20 protein-coding genes and 1 other annotated feature are annotated in these 20,547 nt (G+C 32.6%); all 20 genes read right to left on the bottom strand.

Annotation, left to right across the window (positions count from 1 at the left end; genetic code table 11):
- Positions 1-48: 48 nt before the first annotated feature.
- The 20 genes from ACJDUH_RS08450 to ACJDUH_RS08355 all read right to left on the bottom strand — a co-directional run bounded on the left by ACJDUH_RS08450 (position 49) and on the right by ACJDUH_RS08355 (position 20,508).
- On the bottom strand, positions 49-1,104 hold the full coding sequence (locus ACJDUH_RS08450; RefSeq protein WP_406764713.1) for a type IV pilus twitching motility protein PilT: 1,056 nt from the start codon (positions 1,102-1,104) through the stop codon (positions 49-51).
- Positions 1,091-1,879, bottom strand: coding sequence for a shikimate dehydrogenase (aroE, locus tag ACJDUH_RS08445; protein WP_406764712.1), 789 nt, complete (start codon positions 1,877-1,879; stop codon positions 1,091-1,093). Before aroE ends, ACJDUH_RS08450 begins: the two co-directional genes overlap by 14 nt.
- Positions 1,880-2,051: 172 nt before the next feature.
- A complete protein-coding gene (gene sigK, locus ACJDUH_RS08440) occupies positions 2,052-2,759 on the bottom strand; it encodes an RNA polymerase sporulation sigma factor SigK (protein WP_406764711.1) in 708 nt (235 codons plus the stop codon).
- An 80-nt stretch (positions 2,760-2,839) separates the two neighbouring features.
- Complete coding sequence (locus ACJDUH_RS08435) at positions 2,840-4,486, bottom strand: penicillin-binding transpeptidase domain-containing protein (RefSeq protein WP_406764710.1); 1,647 nt, start codon at positions 4,484-4,486, stop codon at positions 2,840-2,842.
- 50 nt (positions 4,487-4,536) lie between these two features.
- A complete protein-coding gene (udk, locus tag ACJDUH_RS08430) occupies positions 4,537-5,169 on the bottom strand; it encodes a uridine kinase (protein ID WP_406764709.1) in 633 nt (210 codons plus the stop codon).
- A complete protein-coding gene (locus ACJDUH_RS08425; protein WP_406764708.1) occupies positions 5,169-6,395 on the bottom strand; it encodes a peptidase U32 family protein in 1,227 nt (408 codons plus the stop codon). Before ACJDUH_RS08425 ends, udk begins: the two co-directional genes overlap by 1 nt.
- 4 nt (positions 6,396-6,399) lie before the next feature.
- Positions 6,400-7,044 (bottom strand): O-methyltransferase, encoded by a 645-nt coding sequence (locus ACJDUH_RS08420; RefSeq protein WP_406764707.1) that lies wholly within the window; start codon positions 7,042-7,044, stop codon positions 6,400-6,402.
- 27 nt (positions 7,045-7,071) lie between these two features.
- Complete coding sequence (gene mltG / locus ACJDUH_RS08415) at positions 7,072-8,103, bottom strand: endolytic transglycosylase MltG (RefSeq protein ID WP_406764706.1); 1,032 nt, start codon at positions 8,101-8,103, stop codon at positions 7,072-7,074.
- Between the two features lie 17 nt (positions 8,104-8,120).
- Positions 8,121-9,944: a translational GTPase TypA gene (gene typA / locus ACJDUH_RS08410; RefSeq protein WP_406764705.1), complete on the bottom strand. Its 1,824-nt coding sequence runs from the start codon at positions 9,942-9,944 to the stop codon at positions 8,121-8,123.
- 165 nt (positions 9,945-10,109) lie between these two features.
- Complete coding sequence (locus tag ACJDUH_RS08405; protein WP_406764704.1) at positions 10,110-11,768, bottom strand: ribonuclease J; 1,659 nt, start codon at positions 11,766-11,768, stop codon at positions 10,110-10,112.
- A 67-nt stretch (positions 11,769-11,835) separates the two neighbouring features.
- Entirely contained in the window at positions 11,836-12,291 is a 456-nt protein-coding gene (locus ACJDUH_RS08400; protein WP_406764703.1) for a Fur family transcriptional regulator, read from the bottom strand.
- A 19-nt stretch (positions 12,292-12,310) separates the two neighbouring features.
- Positions 12,311-12,574: a DUF1292 domain-containing protein gene (locus tag ACJDUH_RS08395; protein WP_406764702.1), complete on the bottom strand. Its 264-nt coding sequence runs from the start codon at positions 12,572-12,574 to the stop codon at positions 12,311-12,313.
- A 59-nt stretch (positions 12,575-12,633) separates the two neighbouring features.
- Entirely contained in the window at positions 12,634-13,047 is a 414-nt protein-coding gene (ruvX, locus tag ACJDUH_RS08390) for a Holliday junction resolvase RuvX (protein WP_406764701.1), read from the bottom strand.
- Positions 13,048-13,179: 132 nt separating this feature from the next.
- Positions 13,180-13,437 (bottom strand): IreB family regulatory phosphoprotein, encoded by a 258-nt coding sequence (locus tag ACJDUH_RS08385; RefSeq protein WP_406764700.1) that lies wholly within the window; start codon positions 13,435-13,437, stop codon positions 13,180-13,182.
- A gap of 85 nt (positions 13,438-13,522) precedes the next feature.
- Positions 13,523-16,162, bottom strand: coding sequence for an alanine--tRNA ligase (gene alaS, locus ACJDUH_RS08380; protein WP_406764699.1), 2,640 nt, complete (start codon positions 16,160-16,162; stop codon positions 13,523-13,525).
- 355 nt (positions 16,163-16,517) lie between these two features.
- Positions 16,518-16,690, bottom strand: a binding site (T-box leader).
- Between the two features lie 109 nt (positions 16,691-16,799).
- On the bottom strand, positions 16,800-17,813 hold the full coding sequence (locus ACJDUH_RS08375) for an AI-2E family transporter (protein WP_406764698.1): 1,014 nt from the start codon (positions 17,811-17,813) through the stop codon (positions 16,800-16,802).
- Positions 17,797-18,306, bottom strand: coding sequence for a PRC-barrel domain-containing protein (locus ACJDUH_RS08370; RefSeq protein ID WP_406764697.1), 510 nt, complete (start codon positions 18,304-18,306; stop codon positions 17,797-17,799). The genes ACJDUH_RS08375 and ACJDUH_RS08370 overlap by 17 nt, the downstream gene beginning before the upstream one ends.
- 150 nt (positions 18,307-18,456) lie before the next feature.
- The gene (gene nifU / locus ACJDUH_RS08365) at positions 18,457-18,882 is read right to left on the bottom strand and encodes a Fe-S cluster assembly scaffold protein NifU (RefSeq protein ID WP_406764696.1); all 426 of its coding nucleotides are present in this window, start codon (positions 18,880-18,882) and stop codon (positions 18,457-18,459) included.
- 2 nt (positions 18,883-18,884) lie between these two features.
- A complete protein-coding gene (gene nifS, locus ACJDUH_RS08360) occupies positions 18,885-20,069 on the bottom strand; it encodes a cysteine desulfurase NifS (RefSeq protein WP_406764695.1) in 1,185 nt (394 codons plus the stop codon).
- Positions 20,062-20,508 carry an RrF2 family transcriptional regulator gene (locus ACJDUH_RS08355; RefSeq protein WP_406765033.1) on the bottom strand — a complete coding sequence of 149 codons (447 nt, stop codon included), beginning with the start codon at positions 20,506-20,508 and terminating at the stop codon, positions 20,062-20,064. Before ACJDUH_RS08355 ends, nifS begins: the two co-directional genes overlap by 8 nt.
- Positions 20,509-20,547 lie beyond the last annotated feature (39 nt).

Raw genomic sequence — 20,547 nt, 5'->3', positions numbered from 1 at the left:
TAAGTAAAATCAATTAGAAAATAATAAAAACAAATTACTTTTGAAGCTTTACAGAATTAACATCTTTTCTAAAATTTCTCTATCTACTGCATAAGTTAAGGAAACCTCATCTGTTATTATATCTTTTTTAACTAACCCTGCCAAAGCCATATCCATAGTTTTCATTCCAAATTTCCCTCCTGTTTGAACAGAAGATTCTATTTGATGAGTTTTACCTTCACGAATTAAGTTTTGAATTGCCGGGGTGGCTATCATTATTTCTAAGGCTGCAACTCTTCCTTTGCCATATGCTTTAGGCAATAATTGTTGTGATATGATACCCTGCAGTACAGCTGCAAGTTGTACTTTTATTTGCTGCTGAGCATGAGGAGGAAAAACATCAATAATTCTATCTATTGTTTTAGCTGAACCAATGGTATGTAAAGTTGAGAAAACAAGATGGCCAGTTTCAGCAGCTGTTATAGCAATGGATATTGTCTCTATGTCCCTCATCTCTCCTACTAGTATAACATCAGGATCTTCCCTTAATACTGATTTTAATGCATTTTGATAGTTAAGACTATCTTTCCCAATTTCTCTTTGATTTATTATACTTTTATTATGTTTATGTAAATATTCTACTGGATCTTCTAGTGTAATAATATTAGCTGCACGAGTGTTATTTATTTCATTAATCATTGCAGCCAAAGTTGTACTTTTTCCGCTTCCAGTAGGACCTGTTACAAGCACCAGCCCCCTTTGCCTTTCAGTTAATTCTTTAATAACAGGGGGAAAGCCTAAATCATATAAAGAAGGTATGTTAAGAGCTACAGACCTAATAGCTAGTGCATCACTGCCTCTTTGTTTAAATATATTCACCCTAAACCTTCCAAGGCCGGAAATAGAGTAGGATATATCAATTTCTCCTTTTTTTATGTAATTTTCATAATCAGTGCTGCTTAATATTTCTTTTGTATATACCTCAGTATCCAGTACTGTAAGAGTATTGCTAGCGATTTTTATAAGTTCACCATTTAAGCGCATAACTGGTGGAATTCCTACTGTTAAATGTAAATCAGATGCACCTTCTCTTGTAGTAATTTCTAATAGCTCAATTAGTTTCATGTTTGTCCCCTCCATATAAATAATCAGCCCAAATATCTGCAGCCTCATAGGCCTGAAATTTAAGCATAGCTTCACCATTAAAAACTTGCGCCCCCTGTATTTTTGCTTCATGCAAAAATCTTGTTTCAGCTGGATTATAAACTAAATCATAGGCAATGCAATTAGCCTTAATTGTGTCTACTTCTATAGGAAGCATGTTCATATAATTTTTGCCTCCTAAGGGAGTGCAGTTTATAATAATATTATATTTGCTTAAATCTTTAATAGAATCACTAGAAAATATTTTGCTATAATTTCCAAAATACTCAGCTGCTTTATTAACATTTCTAGTTACAATTTCAATGTCATTACAATTTAAATCCAAAAGTCCATGATACACTGCTTTTGCAGCACCTCCAGCGCCTATTATTAAAGCCTTTCCATTTTCAATATTAAGACTATTTACTTTAAGGCTCTTCATAAAACCTGAGTAATCTGTATTGTAACCAACAAGTTCATCTTCAGTTACAAGTACAGTATTAACCGCATTAATTGTATTAGCAGGGTAAGTAACTGTATCTAAATATTTTATTATCTTTTCCTTATAGGGTATTGTTACATTAAATCCTATAATATTACTATTCCTTAAATTATTAATAAAAATTTCAATCTCTTTTTCCTCTAAATCAAATATTTTATACTCAAGTCCATAACATTTAAGTTTATAATATTCACTATGTATTTCTGGTGATTTAGAGTAAGTAATATTTTGTCCAAGTAATCCGCAAATTTTCAAGCTAACACCTCTAATTTTATTAATAAAATCAATTTCCACTATCTACTTAATTTATTCAATAGAAATTATAAAAATCCTTTAATTAATATAAAAATTTCTATTTTTTAACAAATGTAGGGATATGAAATTAAAGAAGCTGACTTCTCATTTCAAATCCCCATTTAACATTACTTCAGCCATTATTTTTAAGTGTATTTAATTCTTTGTATAACTTTTTCAATGCTCTTTTCTCAATTCTAGAAACATAGGACCTGGAAATTCCCAGGAGCTTTGCAATTTCTCTTTGTGTCTTTGGCTTTCCATCTGTAAGGCCGTATCTCATTTCAATAACAAGCTGTTCCCTTTTCGCTAATGCACTTTCAATTTTACTGTATAACTTCTTAACCTGAATTTTGGTTTCCACTACCTCGATTATAGAATCATCATCACTGCTTAATACATCCATTAAGGAAATTTCATTACCTTCCTTATCCACCCCAATGGGTTCCTGTAGATAAACTTCTCCCTTTGTCTTTTTATTGTTTCTTATTAGCATTAATATTTCATTTTCTATACATCTAGCTGCATAAGTTGCTAGCCTGGTCCCTTTTGAGGTATCAAAGGAGTCGATAGCTTTGATAAGTCCTACTGTGCCTATTGAGATAAGGTCATCAACTTCTTTACCAGGATAGGAATACTTCTTTACAATATGTGCAACTAATCTTAAATTTCTTTCTACTAATATGCTCTTTGCATGTAAATCTCCGTTTTTAAATTTTTCAAGATACATTTCTTCTTCTTTTTCATCAAGAGGCTGGGGAAAAGAATTCCCATTGGTAACATAGCCAACAAGAAAGGCCATACTTGAAGCCATATCTAATAAACAATTAACGAAGAACAAAGCTGATCCTCCTAATAGTGCTTATTAATATAGTATGAAAGATTTTTAAAAAATGTTCCTATTTAAGAAGTTTTATAAAATTATTTTTGCAGGTAGCTATTTAAAGATAAAATAATGTCTTTAAATATTGGAACAGCTGTATTTGCAGCCTCCTCGTTTTTAGTATCAATATCTTTTACAAACACTACCATAGAATAATACTTGTCTTTAATTTTAAAGAATCCTGCAAACCACCCGTCTGAAGCCTTAGTCTTGTTATTATATCTTGTAGTAGTACCAGTTTTTCCGCCAACTTCAATATTATCTATATAAGCTGCGGTACCTGTTCCATATCTTACTACCTTAATCATTTCGTTTTTCATAATATTTGCAGTTGATTTTTCAAAGATCTTAGTACTTTGAGTTTGTTCCTGCTCCTTAACATTATTATTGTTATCAACGTAGGCATCTATAATATAAGGTTTAACATAAATTCCCCCATTAATAATGGTATTTGGTATTGCTAGAGCCTGGACTGGAGTTATTCTCATGCTCTGGCCAATTGCCAGCTGACCTGAAAGTTCATAATCCTGTAGCTTTGCATAATCTCCCGTAACCTCACTATCAAAGCCTAATACCTTACTAAATAAGCCTTCTTTACTAGCAGTATCTAGAAAATTCTTTCTTCCTACTTTATCTCCTATTTGTGCGTAAATATTGTTACAGGAAGCTACAAATGCCTCCTCAGCATTTAAGATACCATGATTCTTATCTCCGCATTTATCATATTGACCGCTGTAAGTTTTTTGCTTGCAGGAGAATTCTTCAGCTAAGGACAGGGATTTTTGCATAAATCCTGTTTCCTCCACAACAGCTTTAAAAATTGAGCCAGGTTCAAAGCCATTTTCTGTTTTAGATCCTAAATTAAGATTAGCCTGCGTGTCATCCTTTTGATTCATGGATAATATTTTCCCAGTATTACTTTCCATTAAAACAGCACTTATTTGATTAAATTTAGTGTATTTGCTAGAATTTAAAACTCCATTGATTTTATCTTCAATATCTTTGTCTATTGTAAGCCGTACATTATTATTGTTCTCAGAATTAAGGCTGGTTTCAGAAGTAATATTGCCATCCACATCTTTAGCAAACTTAGTATATGCGGGCTCATTACCCTTAGTTTTATTATAGACCTGCATTTCTAAGGAAGCTTCACTTTTCTTGTGATCTCCAGAAGGATCCATTATATTTGTAAGTAAATTTTCTATTTTCCAAGCTTTTGATCTATCTACCTCTGAATAGGAATATATATAAAAGCCTTTTATATCTTTTATACTTTTTAGTTTATTATAAGTATTTTCATCAACTTCAAAGGTTAGCTTTTGTTCTTTATTACTTAAACCTATAGTAGATAAATCATAACTAGGATTATAGCTCTGCAATATATAAATTAAGGCATATAAATTGTCAGACTTTGCATCTAAGTTATTTTTTTTAAAGGCTGCTTCATCAATGACGGCATAATATTTGTTTTTATAGTTTAAAAGAGGTTTACCGTTAATATCAAGTAAGGAATAATTCAATTCTGAGAGATTGACTTTTTCACTATACTGCATATCTGCCCATACCCCTAGTTTCCCTGCATCATCAACTGTATCTACCTTTAGCCTCCACCATAATGCACTAAATAATAGAATATATAGTACAAGTAAATATATAGTTCTTTTTAATACATTTCTTCTATGCATAAAAACACCTCACCCTAGCTAAATTCTAGCCTAAAGTGAGGTGTTTTATTCTATAAATCCTCTTCTTTTTGTAAAAATTGTTTTATATTTGCAACAATAATATCTATTGCAACCTTGTTGTGTCCACCTTCTGGGATAATAATATCTGCATATCTTTTAGTAGGCTCTGTAAACTGCAGGTGCATAGGTTTTACAACATTTAGATATTGATTTATAACCGAATCAACAGTTCTTCCTCTTTCGTTTATATCTCTAATTAATCTTCTAATAATTCTTACATCAGCATCTGTATCAACATAAATTTTTATGTCTAAAAGATTCCTTATATCAGGTTCCTGCAGAATTAATATACCTTCAAGAATAATAATGTCCCTTGGTTCAACTCTAATTGTGGTCTTTTGCCTATTATGAATTTCAAAGTCGTAAATTGGTTTTTCAATGGCTTGTCCTAGTAATAAACTATTTAAGTGCTTAACTAAAAGAGGGGTATCAAATGCATCTGGGTGATCATAATTTGTCTTGACTCTTTCTTCAAAGGATAACTCGCTTTGATCCTTGTAGTAGGAGTCTTGTTCTATCATGGCTATACATTGTTCACCAAATTTCTTGTATATCTCCCTAGCAATGGTACTTTTACCAGAACCAGTACCTCCTGCAATTCCTATTAGAATTGGACGTTCCATTACTTCTCCTCCTTAGATTTAATAAGCATATCATCTTCCTTAAGTACTTCCTTGGTCATAATGGTAAATAGCATCTGTGCTCTTGGAGCGGATTCTATTTTACTGCCATCTATGTCTCTCATATCACTTAGTATGATTTCTATATTATCACCTTTTGGCCTCATAATTTCGACTTTGTCTCCATCAAAAACCTTATTTCTTTGTTCTATTACTGCAATATTGGTATCTTTATTATATTCTTTAACAATACCAACTATATCATGAGTTCTTATATAGGATGAGGAACCATAAACCTGCTTATTTTTTTCTCCAAAGTAAAATCCAGTATGGTACTCTCTATGACTTGCCATCTTTAGGCTCGTCATCCATTTATCCTGAAATACATATTCCTTTGGATTTTCTAAATAAGAGTCAATAGCTTCTCTATAGGCTTTCACTACTGAAGCTACATAAAAGGAACTTTTCATTCTACCCTCAATTTTAAATGAGGTTATACCTGATTCCATTAGTTCTGGAATATGTTCAATCATACATAAATCTTTCGAGTTCATTATATAGGTTCCCTTGTCATCTTCAAAAACCTCATAATACTCTCCAGGTCTTTTTTCTTCCATTAGATAATACTTGTATCTGCAGGGTTGTGCACATTCTCCTCTATTTGCATCTCTACCTGTCATGTAATTAGATAATAGGCAGCGGCCTGAATAGGACATGCACATGGAACCATGAACAAAGGCTTCTAGTTCACAACTTTCAGGTAATTTACTTCGAATTTCTTTTATTTGGTGTAGAGACAATTCTCTAGCTAGTACAATCCTTTTAATACCCTGCTTATGCCAAAAAGAAGCAGCTTTCCAATTTACATTATTAGCTTGAGTACTTAAATGCAGCTCTAAATCTGGGACAACTTCCTTTGCTGTCATAATAATACCAGGATCTGAGACTATAACTGCGTCTACATTTAACTTATATAGCTCTTCTAAATATTCCTCAAGGCCATCTAAGTCTTCGTTATGAGGGAATACATTTAAGGTTACGTATACCTTTTTATTTCTCTCGTGGGCATATTCTATTCCCTTTTTTAACTCCTCATTATCAAAATTATCAGCAAAGGCCCTTAAGTTTAACTTGCTGCCTCCCATATATACTGCATCTGCGCCAAAATTTATAGCAGTCTTCAATTTTTCTAAATTACCTGCTGGTGCTAAAAGTTCTGGTTTAGTCATTTAATTACCTCCTTGTTGTTACTGCGATACCGTCTCCCATTGGTATAACTGAAGTTACAAGTTCAGGATTGCTTGATATAAGTTCTAAATAAGTCTTCATCCTCTTAACAATTGTTATCTTTCTTCTTATTAAAAGCTCCTTTGAGGCTACCATGCCTTTAAAAAGGACGTTATCTGCTATAATCATCCCTTTATTATCTAATAGCCTTAGACAATGAGGTAAGAAATGATTGTAGTGACCTTTTCCTGCATCCATAAATATTAAATCATACTTGTCATCTAAACCTTCGAGAACCTTAAGGCAGTCACCTTCAATAACTTCAATTTGATCATGAAATCCATGATTTTTAATATTTTCCTTTGCAATTGTTACCATATTGGGATCTCTTTCAATAGTTGTTATCTTTGCAGTATTTTTCGAGCTAAGCTCCATTAAAATAGCTGAATATCCAATAGCTGTGCCTAGCTCTAAAATTTTAATGGGATTCTTTAGAGTAATCATAAGTTCTAGGAACTTACCAACTTCCTTTTGAATTATAGGAACAGAATTTTTTGCAGCATAAAGCTCCATTTCTCTAAGGATACCAGTATTATCTGGTATTAAGCCCTTAATATAATGTTCCATATAATCATAAGTTATTCCACTCATAGCATCCTCCAATTGCAAAATAAAGCTTTATTTTTTTATATTTGAATCTATATATTGTTTCTTTATTTTCAAAAATTCATTGTAATTATCACTGAAAAAATGAGGTCCATCTTTAATAATTATAAAATATATATTTTTTGATTTCTCAGGATTTAAAGCAGCTACAATAGAAGACTTTCCCGGAGAACATATTGGACCTATAGGTAAACCTTGAACAAGGTAAGTGTTATAGGGTGAATTTACCTTTAAGTCATTTGTATAAACTACCTCTTTATGGACATTTAATGCATAAATTACTGTAGCGTCAGATTGAAGCTTCATATTTTTATTAATTCTGTTGTAAAATACTGAAGCAACCTTTGGTCTGTCACTTTCTGTAACTGCTTCTTTTTCAATGACAGAAGCCATTGTAATAATATTTTCTATATTTTCGTCCTTAATAGCTCCATTATTATTTTTATTTACTTCTGAAACTACTTCCTCAAATCTGTTAAGCATAGTTTTTATAACTTCGCTACACTTTGTATTTTTACCAAAGATATATGTGTCTGGGAAAAGGTAGCCTTCTAATGCATATCTTTTTTTATCATCCTGCTTTATATAAGAAGGCAATTTATAACTATTAACTGCATTTATAAAATCTTCTTTTTTAAATAGTCCATCTTTTTCTAGAAGTTGGGCAATTTGGTCTATATCATAACCTTCAGGTATTGTAATTTTAATGGTATTCAAATTATCTCGGCCTTCTTCTAGGCCCTTCACAAAATCTTCTATAGAAGTATTAGCAGCAAAACTATAAGTGCCAGGCTTAATATTTGAACTTAACTTTTGATTTTTAATATACCATTTTATTAAGAAGGAATTACCTATCTTTTTTTCTGAAGCTAAGCCTTCAATAACAGTATTTAAGCTGTCACCGCTATTAACCTTTACTTCTACATTACTTGTAGTGCTTATAAAAGGATGCCTTATAGTTTTTAGTGCATCTCTATAAATAATAAACCCCAAAATTCCTAGTACCACTAAAATGACAATAATTACTGAAAATACCTTTTTCATTGCCCCACCCCATATATTTACTTTCTATTTATCATTTTCTTTCTAAGGTCATTGCTTAAAATCTTCTTTCTTAGTCTTATAGTTTTTGGTGTTACCTCAACTAATTCATCAGAGGCAACAAATTCAAGACACTGCTCTAGGGACATTTGTCTTACAGGTGTTAATCTAAGAGCTTCATCTGAACCAGATGATCTAGTATTTGAAAGATGCTTTTTCTTACAAATATTTACTTCAATATCTCCTAATCTAGAGTTTTCACCTGCAATCATTCCCTCATATACTGGTGTACCAGCTTCTATAAATAGAGTCCCTCTCTCTTGAGCATTATATAAACCATAAGTTATAGCCTCACCAGCTTCAAATACTACAATAGAGCCTCTGCTTCTTTCTGGTATCTCTCCCTTATACTTGTCGTAGCCTTCTAATACGTGATTCATTATTCCATTACCTTTAGTATCAGTAATGAATTCACTTCTAAAGCCTATTAAACCCCTTGATGGAACTAAGAATTCTAAACGTGTATAACCATTTATAGCAGAAGTCATATTAACCATTTCAGCTTTACGAGGTCCTAATTTTTCCATAGCAACACCCATAAATTCCTCAGGTACATCAATTGTAAGTCTTTCAATTGGTTCAAGTAGTTTGCCATTTTCTTCTTTAAAGATTACAGATGGCTTAGATACTTGGAATTCATAACCTTCTCTTCTCATGGTTTCAATTAATATAGATAGATGAAGTTCTCCTCTGCCGCTTACATTAAAGCAATCTGCAGAATCAGTTTCTTCAACTCTAAGGCTTACATTTGTTTCTATTTCTTTAAATAATCTATCTCTTAAGTGACGTGAAGTAACATAATCACCCTCTAAACCAGCAAAAGGTGAATCATTAACCATAAAGTTCATACTTAAAGTTGGTTCATCAATATCTACAAAAGGAAGAGCCTCTGGTTTGCTTGCATCTGCAATAGTCTCACCTATATTGATATCAGGAATTCCCGCTACAGCAACAATATCACCAAGCATAGCCTCTTCAACTTCTTCTTTCTTTAAGCCACTGAAAACATATAGGCTAGAAATCTTAACATTGCTTATGCTGTTGTCACGTCTTATTAGTGCAACCTGCTGATTTCTTTTTAGAGTTCCTCTTTCAATCTTTCCAATAGCTATTTTTCCAACATACTCATTAGAATCCAAAGTAGTTACTAGTAATTGAACTGGCTCATCAATATATCCTTCTGGAGCCTTAACATTCTTAATGATTGCATCAAACAATGGATCCATATTTGTGCTTTCATCATCAACTTCTTTTTTAGCAATTCCGTCCTTAGCTGAGCAATAGATTATAGGGAAGTCTAATTGACTGTCATCTGCACCAAGCTCAACAAAAAGGTCAAATACTTCATCAATAACTTCTAGAGGCCTAGAATCAGGTCTGTCGATTTTGTTAATTACAACAATTGGCTTTAGCTTTAGTTCAAGTGCCTTTTTAAGAACAAATTTTGTCTGAGGCATAGCCCCTTCAAAGGCATCTACAACAAGTAAAACGCTGTCCACCATTTTTAGTACTCTCTCAACTTCTCCGCCGAAATCAGCATGTCCAGGAGTATCTACTATATTTATTTTAATACCATTATGCATAACAGCAGTATTCTTAGATAGAATAGTAATTCCTCTTTCTCTTTCAAGGTCATTTGAGTCCATTACTCTTTCTTGAACCTTTTCATTTTCTCTAAAAATATGACTTTGTCTTAATAGTGCATCCACAAGAGTAGTCTTGCCGTGGTCAACGTGAGCTATAATTGCAACATTTCTAATATCATTTCTAGTAAATAAGTTCATATTTATCCTCCAATATAGTGCAAATTTTATTGATTATATTAAAACATTAACAAATAATGCTAAAACACAACAAAAATTGGACACTTAGGCAGCATCCAATTTATTTTTATCATACTTATTCTAATATTATGGACATAAAAAGTCAACTTAGCATTAATGGAAGTTTTATATTTCCATTATTATAGGCAATATCATTGGTTTTCTTTTTGTCTTTTCATATAAAAATAATCGTAATACTTCTTTAATGTTAGATTTTATAGATGCCCATTCGGTTATATGTTTTTCCTCACATTCTCTAAGTGCATCTTTAACTATAAGTCTTGCTTGTTCCATAAGATTTTCTGATTCCCTCACATATACAAAGCCGCGGGAAATTATATCTGGACCTGCTATTACACTTCCAGATTCCTTTTCTATTGTAACAACAACGGTTAAAATTCCATCCTGTGATAGATGTTTTCTGTCCCTGAGTACGATATTACCAACATCGCCTACTCCAAGTCCGTCTACAAAAACTTGCCCTGCAGTAACAGTTCCATTTTTCTTAATAGAATCTCTCGTTACCTCAATAACTTCACCATTGTCTGCAAGTATGGTATTTGTTTCAGGCAGTCCCAGCCTAATTGCAAGTTCAGCATGCTGCTTCAAATGTCTATACTCACCGTGTACAGGTAAAAAGAACTTAGGTCTAACTAATGTATGCATTAATTTTAGCTCTTCCTGGCAGGCATGGCCTGATACATGTACATTTTCGTATATTACTTCAGCACCTTTTTTAAATAATTGATCAATAACTCTAGAAACTAATTTCTCATTTCCTGGTATTGGATTAGCAGAAATAATTACCAAATCTCCTGGAACTATAGTCACTTTTTTATGTTCAGAAGCTGCCATTCTTGAAAGTGCAGACATTGGCTCTCCTTGACTTCCTGTAGTAATAATAACTATCTGATTATCATTATATTTATTGATGTTATCAATACTTATTAGATTACTAGTATCGGCAGTAATATATCCAAGCTCCACTGCCACAGCAACAATGTTCTCCATACTTCTGCCGGATATTGCTACTTTTCTACCATATCTATCTGCTATTTTCATAATTTGCTGTAGTCTATGAATATTTGAAGCAAAGGTTGCAACAAGTATTCTTCCCTTAGCTTTTGAGAAAATATTCTCAAAGGTTTCACCAACAGTGCTTTCAGAATCCGTATAGCCTGGTCTTTCAACATTTGTACTATCTGCCATCATAGCTATAACACCTTTTCTTCCAAGTTCGGCAAATCTAGGCAGATCTGCAACCACCCCATCTATAGGTGTATAGTCTATTTTAAAATCACCTGTATGCAATACTATGCCTAAAGGTGTGTGTATTGCAATTGCAACGGAATCTGCAATACTATGATTAGTTTTAATAAATTCTACTGAAACATTTTCAAGCTTAATAACATCCCTAGGATTTACCCTAATAAGTTCTACCGTGCTAAGAAGCCCGTGTTCCTTTAATTTGGTCTCTACAATACCTAAAGTTAGCTTTGTTCCATAAACGGGTACATTAATTTGTTTTAACACATAGGGCAGTGCCCCTATATGATCCTCATGTCCATGAGTAAGAAATATTCCTCGTACCCTTTCAATATTTTTTGCTAGATAACTTACATCGGGAATAACTATATCAATTCCAAACATTTCTTCGTCTGGAAACTTTAAACCACAATCAATAACAACGATATCATTCTTGTATTCTATTGCAGTTAAGTTTTTCCCGATTTCGTTTAAGCCGCCTAGAGGAATAATTCGTATCTTATCTTTTTCCTTCTTCATGTTTTCCTCCTTTTAATAATTTTGCCATTGTAAATTTATTTCTTATAGCTTAATCAGCTATTAATAGCTAAATTTTGTCTTTACATTCATTACAAATCCCGTAAAATTTAACGCTGTGATTCTTAATTTTAAAATCATATTTGCTTTCTATCTCATGTTCAAGTACCTCTAATAAATCGCCTTGAACCTCAATTACTTTGCCGCAATTGCTGCATATTAAATGATGATGATGATGATTCTCATCCTCATGAACTAATTCATATCTATAACAGCCATCATTTAAGTCTAATTTACTTACTACATTAAGTTCCTCTAAAAGCTGCACAGTTCTATAAACAGTTGCAAGACCAATTTCCGGACACTCCTGTTTTACTAAATCATATAACTCCTCAGTAGTAAGATGGCTTCCCTCATTTTTAATAATATTGTCAACTATAGCCCTTCTTTGAGGTGTAAGCTTATAACCTTTTTCCTTAAGATTATTTTTTAATTTTTCGATTTCATTAGATGACAACTTAGGCATAATAACCCTTCCCCTTTTATTAATTTAAATCTTCATCTGAAAATACTAATTCATAGGCTTCCTGAACCATAGCAAACTCTTCTTCATCATCAATTGTAACTAGTAGGTCATCACCATTTTCGTCTTTGTCTATTCTAAGAGCTATTGCATCTTCCTCTTCTTCATCAGATGGAATTACAATAACATATTCCTTGTCTTCAATATCAAGCTTAGTTACAACATCAAATTCCTTTTCTTCGCCATTTTCATCTGTAAGAACGATTGAGCTTATATCATTTTCCATAGTTAATTATCTCCTTTATAATAGAGTTATTTTACATTATGTGGTATATTATGTCAATATTATTTACCTAAACTATCTAAATAGCCCTGGAGTATATAGGTTGAAGCTATTTTATCTACTATCTTTTTTCGTTTAGCTCTAGATAAATCAGCCTCCAGCATTGCCCTAGTAGCGGCAACGGTAGTAAGCCTCTCATCCCACATTACTATTGGTAGACCTGTAGCTTCTTCTATAAGTTTGCCAAAACTTATGGCCTTTTCACCTTGCGGCCCAATAGTGCCATTCATGTTTTTAGGAAGACCCACTACAATAGTATCTACGCTGTATTCCTTGCATATACTTTTGATATCTTCTAAATCCACATTTTTATTTTTTCTTAAAATTGTTTTTACACCTTGAGCTGTGAAACCTAAAGGATCGCTTACTGCTACTCCAATTGTCTTCGCTCCTAGATCTAAACCAAGAATTCTCATTTTTACTCCTTTTTTGCCTTTGACTAATAAAAATTCAATAACGATAAAAAATGTTTGCATCAATAAGTAAAGTTTATGAATTAAGGTCCCTTCAAAGTAATATTAAAATAAAAATGCCCCTGCGGGCATTTTTTATTTTATACCAAGATAAGCCTTTAATACTTCTTCAAGAATGTCGTCTCTCTCTAATTTCCTAACTAGTGCTCTTGCACCATTATAGTTAGTAATATAAGTTGGATCGCCAGAAATGAGATATCCTACTAATTGATTAACTGGATTATACCCTTTTTTAATTAATGCATTATAAACTTCATTTAGAATTTCTTTTGTCAAATCCTTTTTATCTTTTGAAAAATCGAACTGTATAGTATTTTCATTATTATATCCCATTACGTTTCACCTCTCATTTTATCATTTAATAATGATAATAGGTATCTATTAAGAACATTATATACTATTTCTTTTTAAAAGTACACTATTTTACTAATGTATCCAATATTTCTTGTACTTTATTAATAGAAGCTTCAAGTTTTTCAGGAAGCTTACCTCCAGCCTGAGCCATATCCGGTCTTCCACCGCCGCCGCCTCCAGCAATAGCAGAAATTTCTTTTACTATCTTACCGGAGTGCACTCCCTTGCTTACAGCCCCTTTAGTTGCCATAGCAACAAATTGAACTTTGCCCTGTACATTACTTCCTAAAACTACTACTCCCTCGCCTATTTTATCTCTAAGTTTATCCCCTAGATTTCTTAAGGAATCAGCATCTATACCATCTAGAGAAGCAGCTATATATTTTATTCCCTTTACTTCTTTAACCTTACTTAAGAGTTCTTCTTCTACATTACTAGTTAGTTTATTTTTTAATTCTATTATTTCCTTTTCTTTGTCTTTTAATTCCGCAGCTTGTAGATGAATTTTATTTAATACATCTTTCTCTGAACACTTTAAGCTTAAGGCTGCATCTTTAATTACATTCTCTTTTTCTTCCATGAAGTTTATTGCATTGAAACCTGTAACTGCTTCTATTCTTCTTATGCCTGCAGCTACTCCTGCCTCTGAAACTATTTTAATAATACCAATTTCACCTGCATTTTTAACATGGGTGCCTCCGCAAAGCTCCTTACTAAAATCTCCAACGGAAACCACTCTAACTTCATCTTTGTACTTTTCATCAAATAGTGCCATGGCACCGCTTTCTTTAGCTTCTTCTAGATTCATAACATCGGTATTTACATTATAGACCTTCATAATATTTTCATTCACAATTGCTTCTATTTTCTTTAATTCCTCAGGTGTTACTGCAGTAAAGTGAGTAAAGTCAAATCTTAATCGATGCTCATCTACCAAGGAACCTGCTTGATTTACATGATTTCCAAGTACCATTTTTAGTGCACTGTGTAGCATATGAGTTGCAGTATGATTTCTTCCTATACTGTTTCTTCTTTTTTCATCAACTTCAAGAATTACATTGTTTCCTTCTTCAATATATCCTTCTGTAACTTCAACAAAATGAAGGATTTTTCCTGAAATATTTTTCTTGCAGTCATAAACTACTGCACTAAAATTATCATTATAAATAGTTCCGCTGTCTCCTACCTGACCTCCCATTTCTGCATAAAAAGGTGTTTCAGAAGTTAAAATTATTCCCTTGTCACCCTTTTGAAGGAGGGATACAAACTCTTCATCTTTAATGATTAATAAGGCCTGTGTATTTGAAATTAGGGAATTATAGCCTGTAAAACTAGTATTAATGTCAGTTGGAATCTTATTTAATATATTATCATCGTTTCCTAAATAATTAGATTCCCCTCTAGCAGCTCTAGCTCTTTCTCTTTGACTTTTCATTTCTGTATTAAATTCTTCTATGGAAACTTCCATCCCTTTTTCTTCTAATATTTCTAAAGTAAGCTCTAGTGGAAAACCATAGGTGTCATAAAGCTTAAATGCCTTGTCTCCAGGTAAGGTTTTGCTGTGAGATTTCTCAAGTTCTATAATATACTGCTTTAAAATTTCTATACCGCTGTCTATAGTTTCCTCAAATCTCTCTTCTTCTAATTTTATTACCTTTTTAATAAAGTCTCTTCTTTCCATTAATTCTGGATAAGCTTCTTTTGAGTTTTCAATAACTATATCACAAAGTTCATTTAAGAATATATTACTAATGCCAAGAAGTCTGCCGTGTCTAGCAGCCCTTCTTAAGATTCTTCTTAGTACATAGCCCCTTCCTTCATTTGAAGGTAGTACTCCGTCACAAATCATAAAGGACATGCTTCTAATGTGATCTGTAATTATTCTTATAGAAATATCATTTTTATTATCTGAACCATAAGTAACCTTTGCAATTTTACATACGTTATCTAATATATTTTTTATTGTATCAACTTCAAATATATTGTTTACGCCCTGCATAATAGTTGCAATTCTTTCAAGCCCCATTCCAGTATCAATATTAGGATTTGGAAGCAAGTTATAAACTCCATTTTCATCCTTATCAAATTGAGTAAATACTAGATTCCAAAATTCTACTATTCTATCTTCATCAGCAGCCTTTACAAAATCCTCTACAGTTGTAATAGGACCGTTTCCTCTATCAAAATGAATTTCAGAACATGGTCCGCAAGGTCCCTGACCTATTTCCCAAAAATTATCCTCCTTGCCTAGTCTGAAAATTCTAGCAGGATCAACGTCAGTTTTAGTGCTCCAAATTTCATAAGCTTCATCGTCTTCAAGATAAATGGTTACAAATAATTTATCTTTTGGTAAGCCTAAAGTAACTGTTACAAACTCCCAAGACCATGGAATTATTTCTTTTTTAAAATAATCTCCAAAGGAGAAATTGCCTAGCATTTCAAAAAATGTACCATGTCTTGAGGTTTTGCCTACATTTTCTATATCTCCTGTTCTAATACACTTTTGACAAGTAGTAACTCTTTTGCTTGGTGGAACTTCAAGACCTGTAAAATAAGGCTTTAAAGGAGCCATACCAGCATTTATAAGCAATAAGCTTTTATCGTTTTTAGGTACAAGGGGAAAGCTTTCAAGTCTTAAATGTTCTTTGCTTTCAAAAAAACTTAAATATTTTTCTCTTATTTCATTTAGTCCCATAGTTTTCATAATAATTCCTCCTTTTAGTCGGAACACTGAGTAGTTTAGCACTACTCGCTTCCGCTCGTAAAACTACTCGTTAAAGCCCATTTAGGGCTTTAACCTCCTTTTAGTCGGAAACACTGAGAAATTAAGCTCTCTCGCTCCCGCTCGATACACTGGCTAGTCTAACTTGCCGATTACTCATGGTTAGACTACCCGTAGAAGCCCATTTAGGGCTTCTACCTCGTAAATGTCCATTTAGGACATTGGCTTCGCCCACGGGGTAGTTTAAGATTACTCACTCCCGTTCGCAAACTACCCGTAAATGTCCATTTAGGACATTTACCTCCGTTAAAATAAAATAAAAACAACCTTCAAATCCCAAAGGGACGAAAGTTGTTCGCGGTACCACCCTAATTATACAATGCAATAATTGTATCACTCTAGCATAACATGGCTCAAAGACAGCTTCATAATATCTCCTAAGAAGTTTGCACCAACCACTTCCTCTCTTAATATCTCAATATTACTACTCATTCTCGTCATAACCATATATTAATTTAATAAAAATTATAAGTTAAATTGTACCACATGTCAATATTTGATTTTTATGAAATCTATAAAATAGGCAATTAGAAGTTATCTTTAATTAAAACCTATCGAATTAAAAAAGATAATAGTTTAAATCCTCATAAATTATCTTTATAACAACACCTATAGGAACAGCCAGCACCATACCTATAAAGCCTCCTACCTTACCACCTATAATAAGAAGAATTATTACAGTTAAGGGATGCATGCTTACACTATCCCCCGTAATCTTAGGAGATATAATATTACCTTCAATTGTCTGTATGATATTTAAACAGATAAAAGTCCAAATACCAATCTTAGTAGATCCTAAAAAGGCAATAAGCACTGCAGGAATACCGCCTAGAAGAGGACCAAAATAAGGTATTATATTAAATACGGCATTTAAAACAGATAAAAGCAGTGGATAATCTACGTGGAGGATTATAAGCACAATAAAGGTTAAGATACCAACTATAATACATAATACAAATTGGCTTACAATATATCTCCCTAGAATTTTATCTATATCTCCAATTATCTTTTTAACCATTGCTCTAATTTTAACTGGAAAGAAAACTAGAATCTTATTGAAAATTATTTCACTATCAGCTAGAAAATAATAGACAATTATTGGAACAACAGATAAGGTTAGAAGATTTTCTCCAACGTTTAAGGCACCTTTAAAAATATTGTTAAGCATATCTGTAAGCATCTTATTAATATTTGAATTTATGCCATCAAATAAGATAAACATGGTCTTATTATTTTGAAGAGGCTTTAAGTTATTATAAATTCCTTCAAGATAGCTTTGAATTTTATGTAATGTATCGCTTATATTTAAGCTTTCCTTAAATAATGAGGGTATAATTACAATTATAAAAACTATAGTAAGTACTATAGCAAGTAAAATAATACTTAAAGCTGCCAGCTTCTTGTTTATGCCCTTTTCTATCATTAAATTTATAACTGGTTTCAAGGAATAGGCTGCGATAAAAGACATTACTAATAGATAAACAATTTCCTTAAAAAGGTCACTATTAAACAAAACATAGATTATTAAAAATAGGGCTATAAGCATTAATAAAATTTTAAATATTTTCTTCATGGCACTCTTCTTCCGTAAATATTTTATGAGGAACACTTAAGAAGCTAATATCACTATCTAATGACGTACATAGTATACTTTCATTTCCAAGTATCAAAGTGTTCATTAAAAGTATTCTCTTCCCTTTAAGTACATTTTTTAAAAACCCGGTAGACACAATAAGACCTGTTATTTTAAAGGTAAATTCATGGAATAAGATGTCCTCAACCATTCCAATAATATCACCATATCTATTTACTATATCCATATTTTTAATAGCCGAAAACTTAAGGAGGGTCTCTTTTCCATAACTTGAGATAATCATAGCTTTATTAAAGGAAACGATATCCTCTTTTAAAACTGTAATTGTCTTCTGCAGAAGTTTATAGGTAGAAACAACAAAACCCTTTACCTCTCCTTTATGAAAGTCAATAATTATGTCCTTTACAAAGCCAACCTTTTTTCCCTTAATATCAACTACATCCATCATGATAAAATCTTTTGTTCTAAACATGGTACCCTCTATATTCATTATTTACCGTATAATATGTTAAATATTATTTTTTCCCAAATAATTAAAAATATAACTAAAAAAGAAGAACTTTTTGAGTTCATGTTAAAACTCTAAAGTTCTTCTTTTTAAATCTAATTATTAATTTATAAATTATTCTCCATGAACCTCATCATGAATATCATCATGTTCCTTATAGTCCCATGGTTCTAGTCCCTTACTAATTCTGTAATTGTTTATTGCCTTATGAATTGCTTCTTCAGCAAGAACTGAGCAGTGCATTTTAACAGGTGGCAGACCATCTAGGGCTTCAGCTACAGCTTTGTTTGTAAGCTGCCATGCATCAGAAACTGATTTTCCCTTTATAAGCTCAGTAGCCATACTGGAGGATGCTATAGCAGATCCGCATCCAAAGGTTTTAAATTTAGCATCAGTTACTACTTCATTTTCTATTTTAAGATATACCTTCATTATATCTCCGCATTTTGCATTTCCAACTTCTCCGACACCATTAGCATCTGGAATATCTCCAACGTTTCTAGGGTTCATAAAATGGTCCATTACTTTTTCGCTATACATAATTATTTTTCCCCTTTCTTTAAAAAGTCATCCCACAGTGGTGACATCTCTCTTAATCTAGTTACTACCTTGCCTACGGTTTCAATAGCGTAATCAATTTCCTCTTCAGTATTCCCAGCTCCTAAGCTTAATCTTAAGGAACCATGTGCTATTTCATGTGGAAGCCCTATAGCTAAAAGAACATGTGAAGGATCTAGAGAACCAGAAGTACATGCACTTCCACTGGAAGCACAGATTCCCATGCTGTCAAGTAAAAGAAGTATAGCTTCTCCCTCAATAAATCTAAAGCAAATATTAGAATTTCCAGGCAATCTATTTTCTTTAACTGGTCCATTTAATCTGCTGTAAGGTATTTTTAATAGACCTTCTACTAATCTATCTCTAAGAGCTGCCAGGTTCTTTGAGTTTTCTTCCAAGTTTGATGTAGCAAGTTCTATAGCTTTTCCAAGGCCAACTATACCAGCAATGTTTTCAGTTCCAGCTCTTTTAGCTCTTTCCTGGCCACCGCCATGAACTAAATTATCTATTTTAACACCTTTTCTAATATAAAGGGCACCAGTTCCCTTTGGTCCATAAATTTTATGAGCAGCCATTGATAGTAAATCTATATTCATAGCTTTGACATCTATAGGAATACTTCCAACTGCCTGAACTGCATCAGTATGGAATATTATCTTTTTCTCTCTGCAGAGCTTACCAATTTCTTTAATTGGTTGAATTGTTCCTATTTCATTATTAGCAAACATTACAGAAACTAGTATTGTCTTATCTGTAATGGCATTTTCCAAATCCTTTAAGGATATAAAGCCATATTCATCTACAGGTAAATATGTAACTTCAAAGCCATGCTTTTCTAAATACTCACAGGTATGAAGTATAGCATGATGTTCAATATTAGTTGTTATAATGTGATTTCCCTTATTAAAGTTGGCGAAGGCAACTCCTTTTAAAGCCCAGTTGTCAGCTTCTGAGCCGCCAGCTGTAAAATATATTTCATTAGAATCAGCATTTATTGCATTAGATACTCTGTCACGAGCCTTATCAATAGCCTTTTTTGTTTCTCTTGATAAAGAGTAAATTGAAGATGGGTTACCAAACTTCTCTGTAAAATATGGCAGCATTTCTTCTAGTACCTCTGGCTTTACATAGGTAGTAGCAGCATAATCCATATAAATTGGTTTATTCATTTTTGTTCACTCCTTCTAAGTCGCTAGTATTTATATTCTTATAATCATTTAATATATCCTGAAGTGTAGTAGATTTAGTTACACTATCAATACTGTTTTTTATCTTTGCCCATAAAAGCCTAGTGGCACAGCAATCAGCATTGTCACAGCTCTTTTCATCCAGGCAATTAGATATTTCAATTGGCCCTTCAAGCACTTCCATAATTTCATCTATAGTTATATCTTTCGGTGCCCTGCTTAAAGTATAACCACCCTGCGCACCTCGAATACTATTAATTAATCCAGCCTTTCTAAGTGGTGAAAAAAGCTGCTCCAAATAATATTCAGAAATATGCTGTCTTTCAGATACACTTTTTATTGAAACCGGTTCGCCGCCATAGCGTAGAGCTAAATCAACCATTGCCTTAACTCCATAACGGCCTTTAGTAGAAAGCTTCATGTATTTCACTTCCTTATGTTCATCGTTATCATTCATACA

Source organism: Candidatus Clostridium radicumherbarum (genome assembly GCF_045310525.1).
Taxonomy (GTDB): domain Bacteria; phylum Bacillota; class Clostridia; order Clostridiales; family Clostridiaceae; genus Clostridium_AT; species Clostridium_AT radicumherbarum.
Note: the sequence above shows the minus strand (reverse complement) of the source record. Positions and strands in the feature narration are given on the sequence as shown.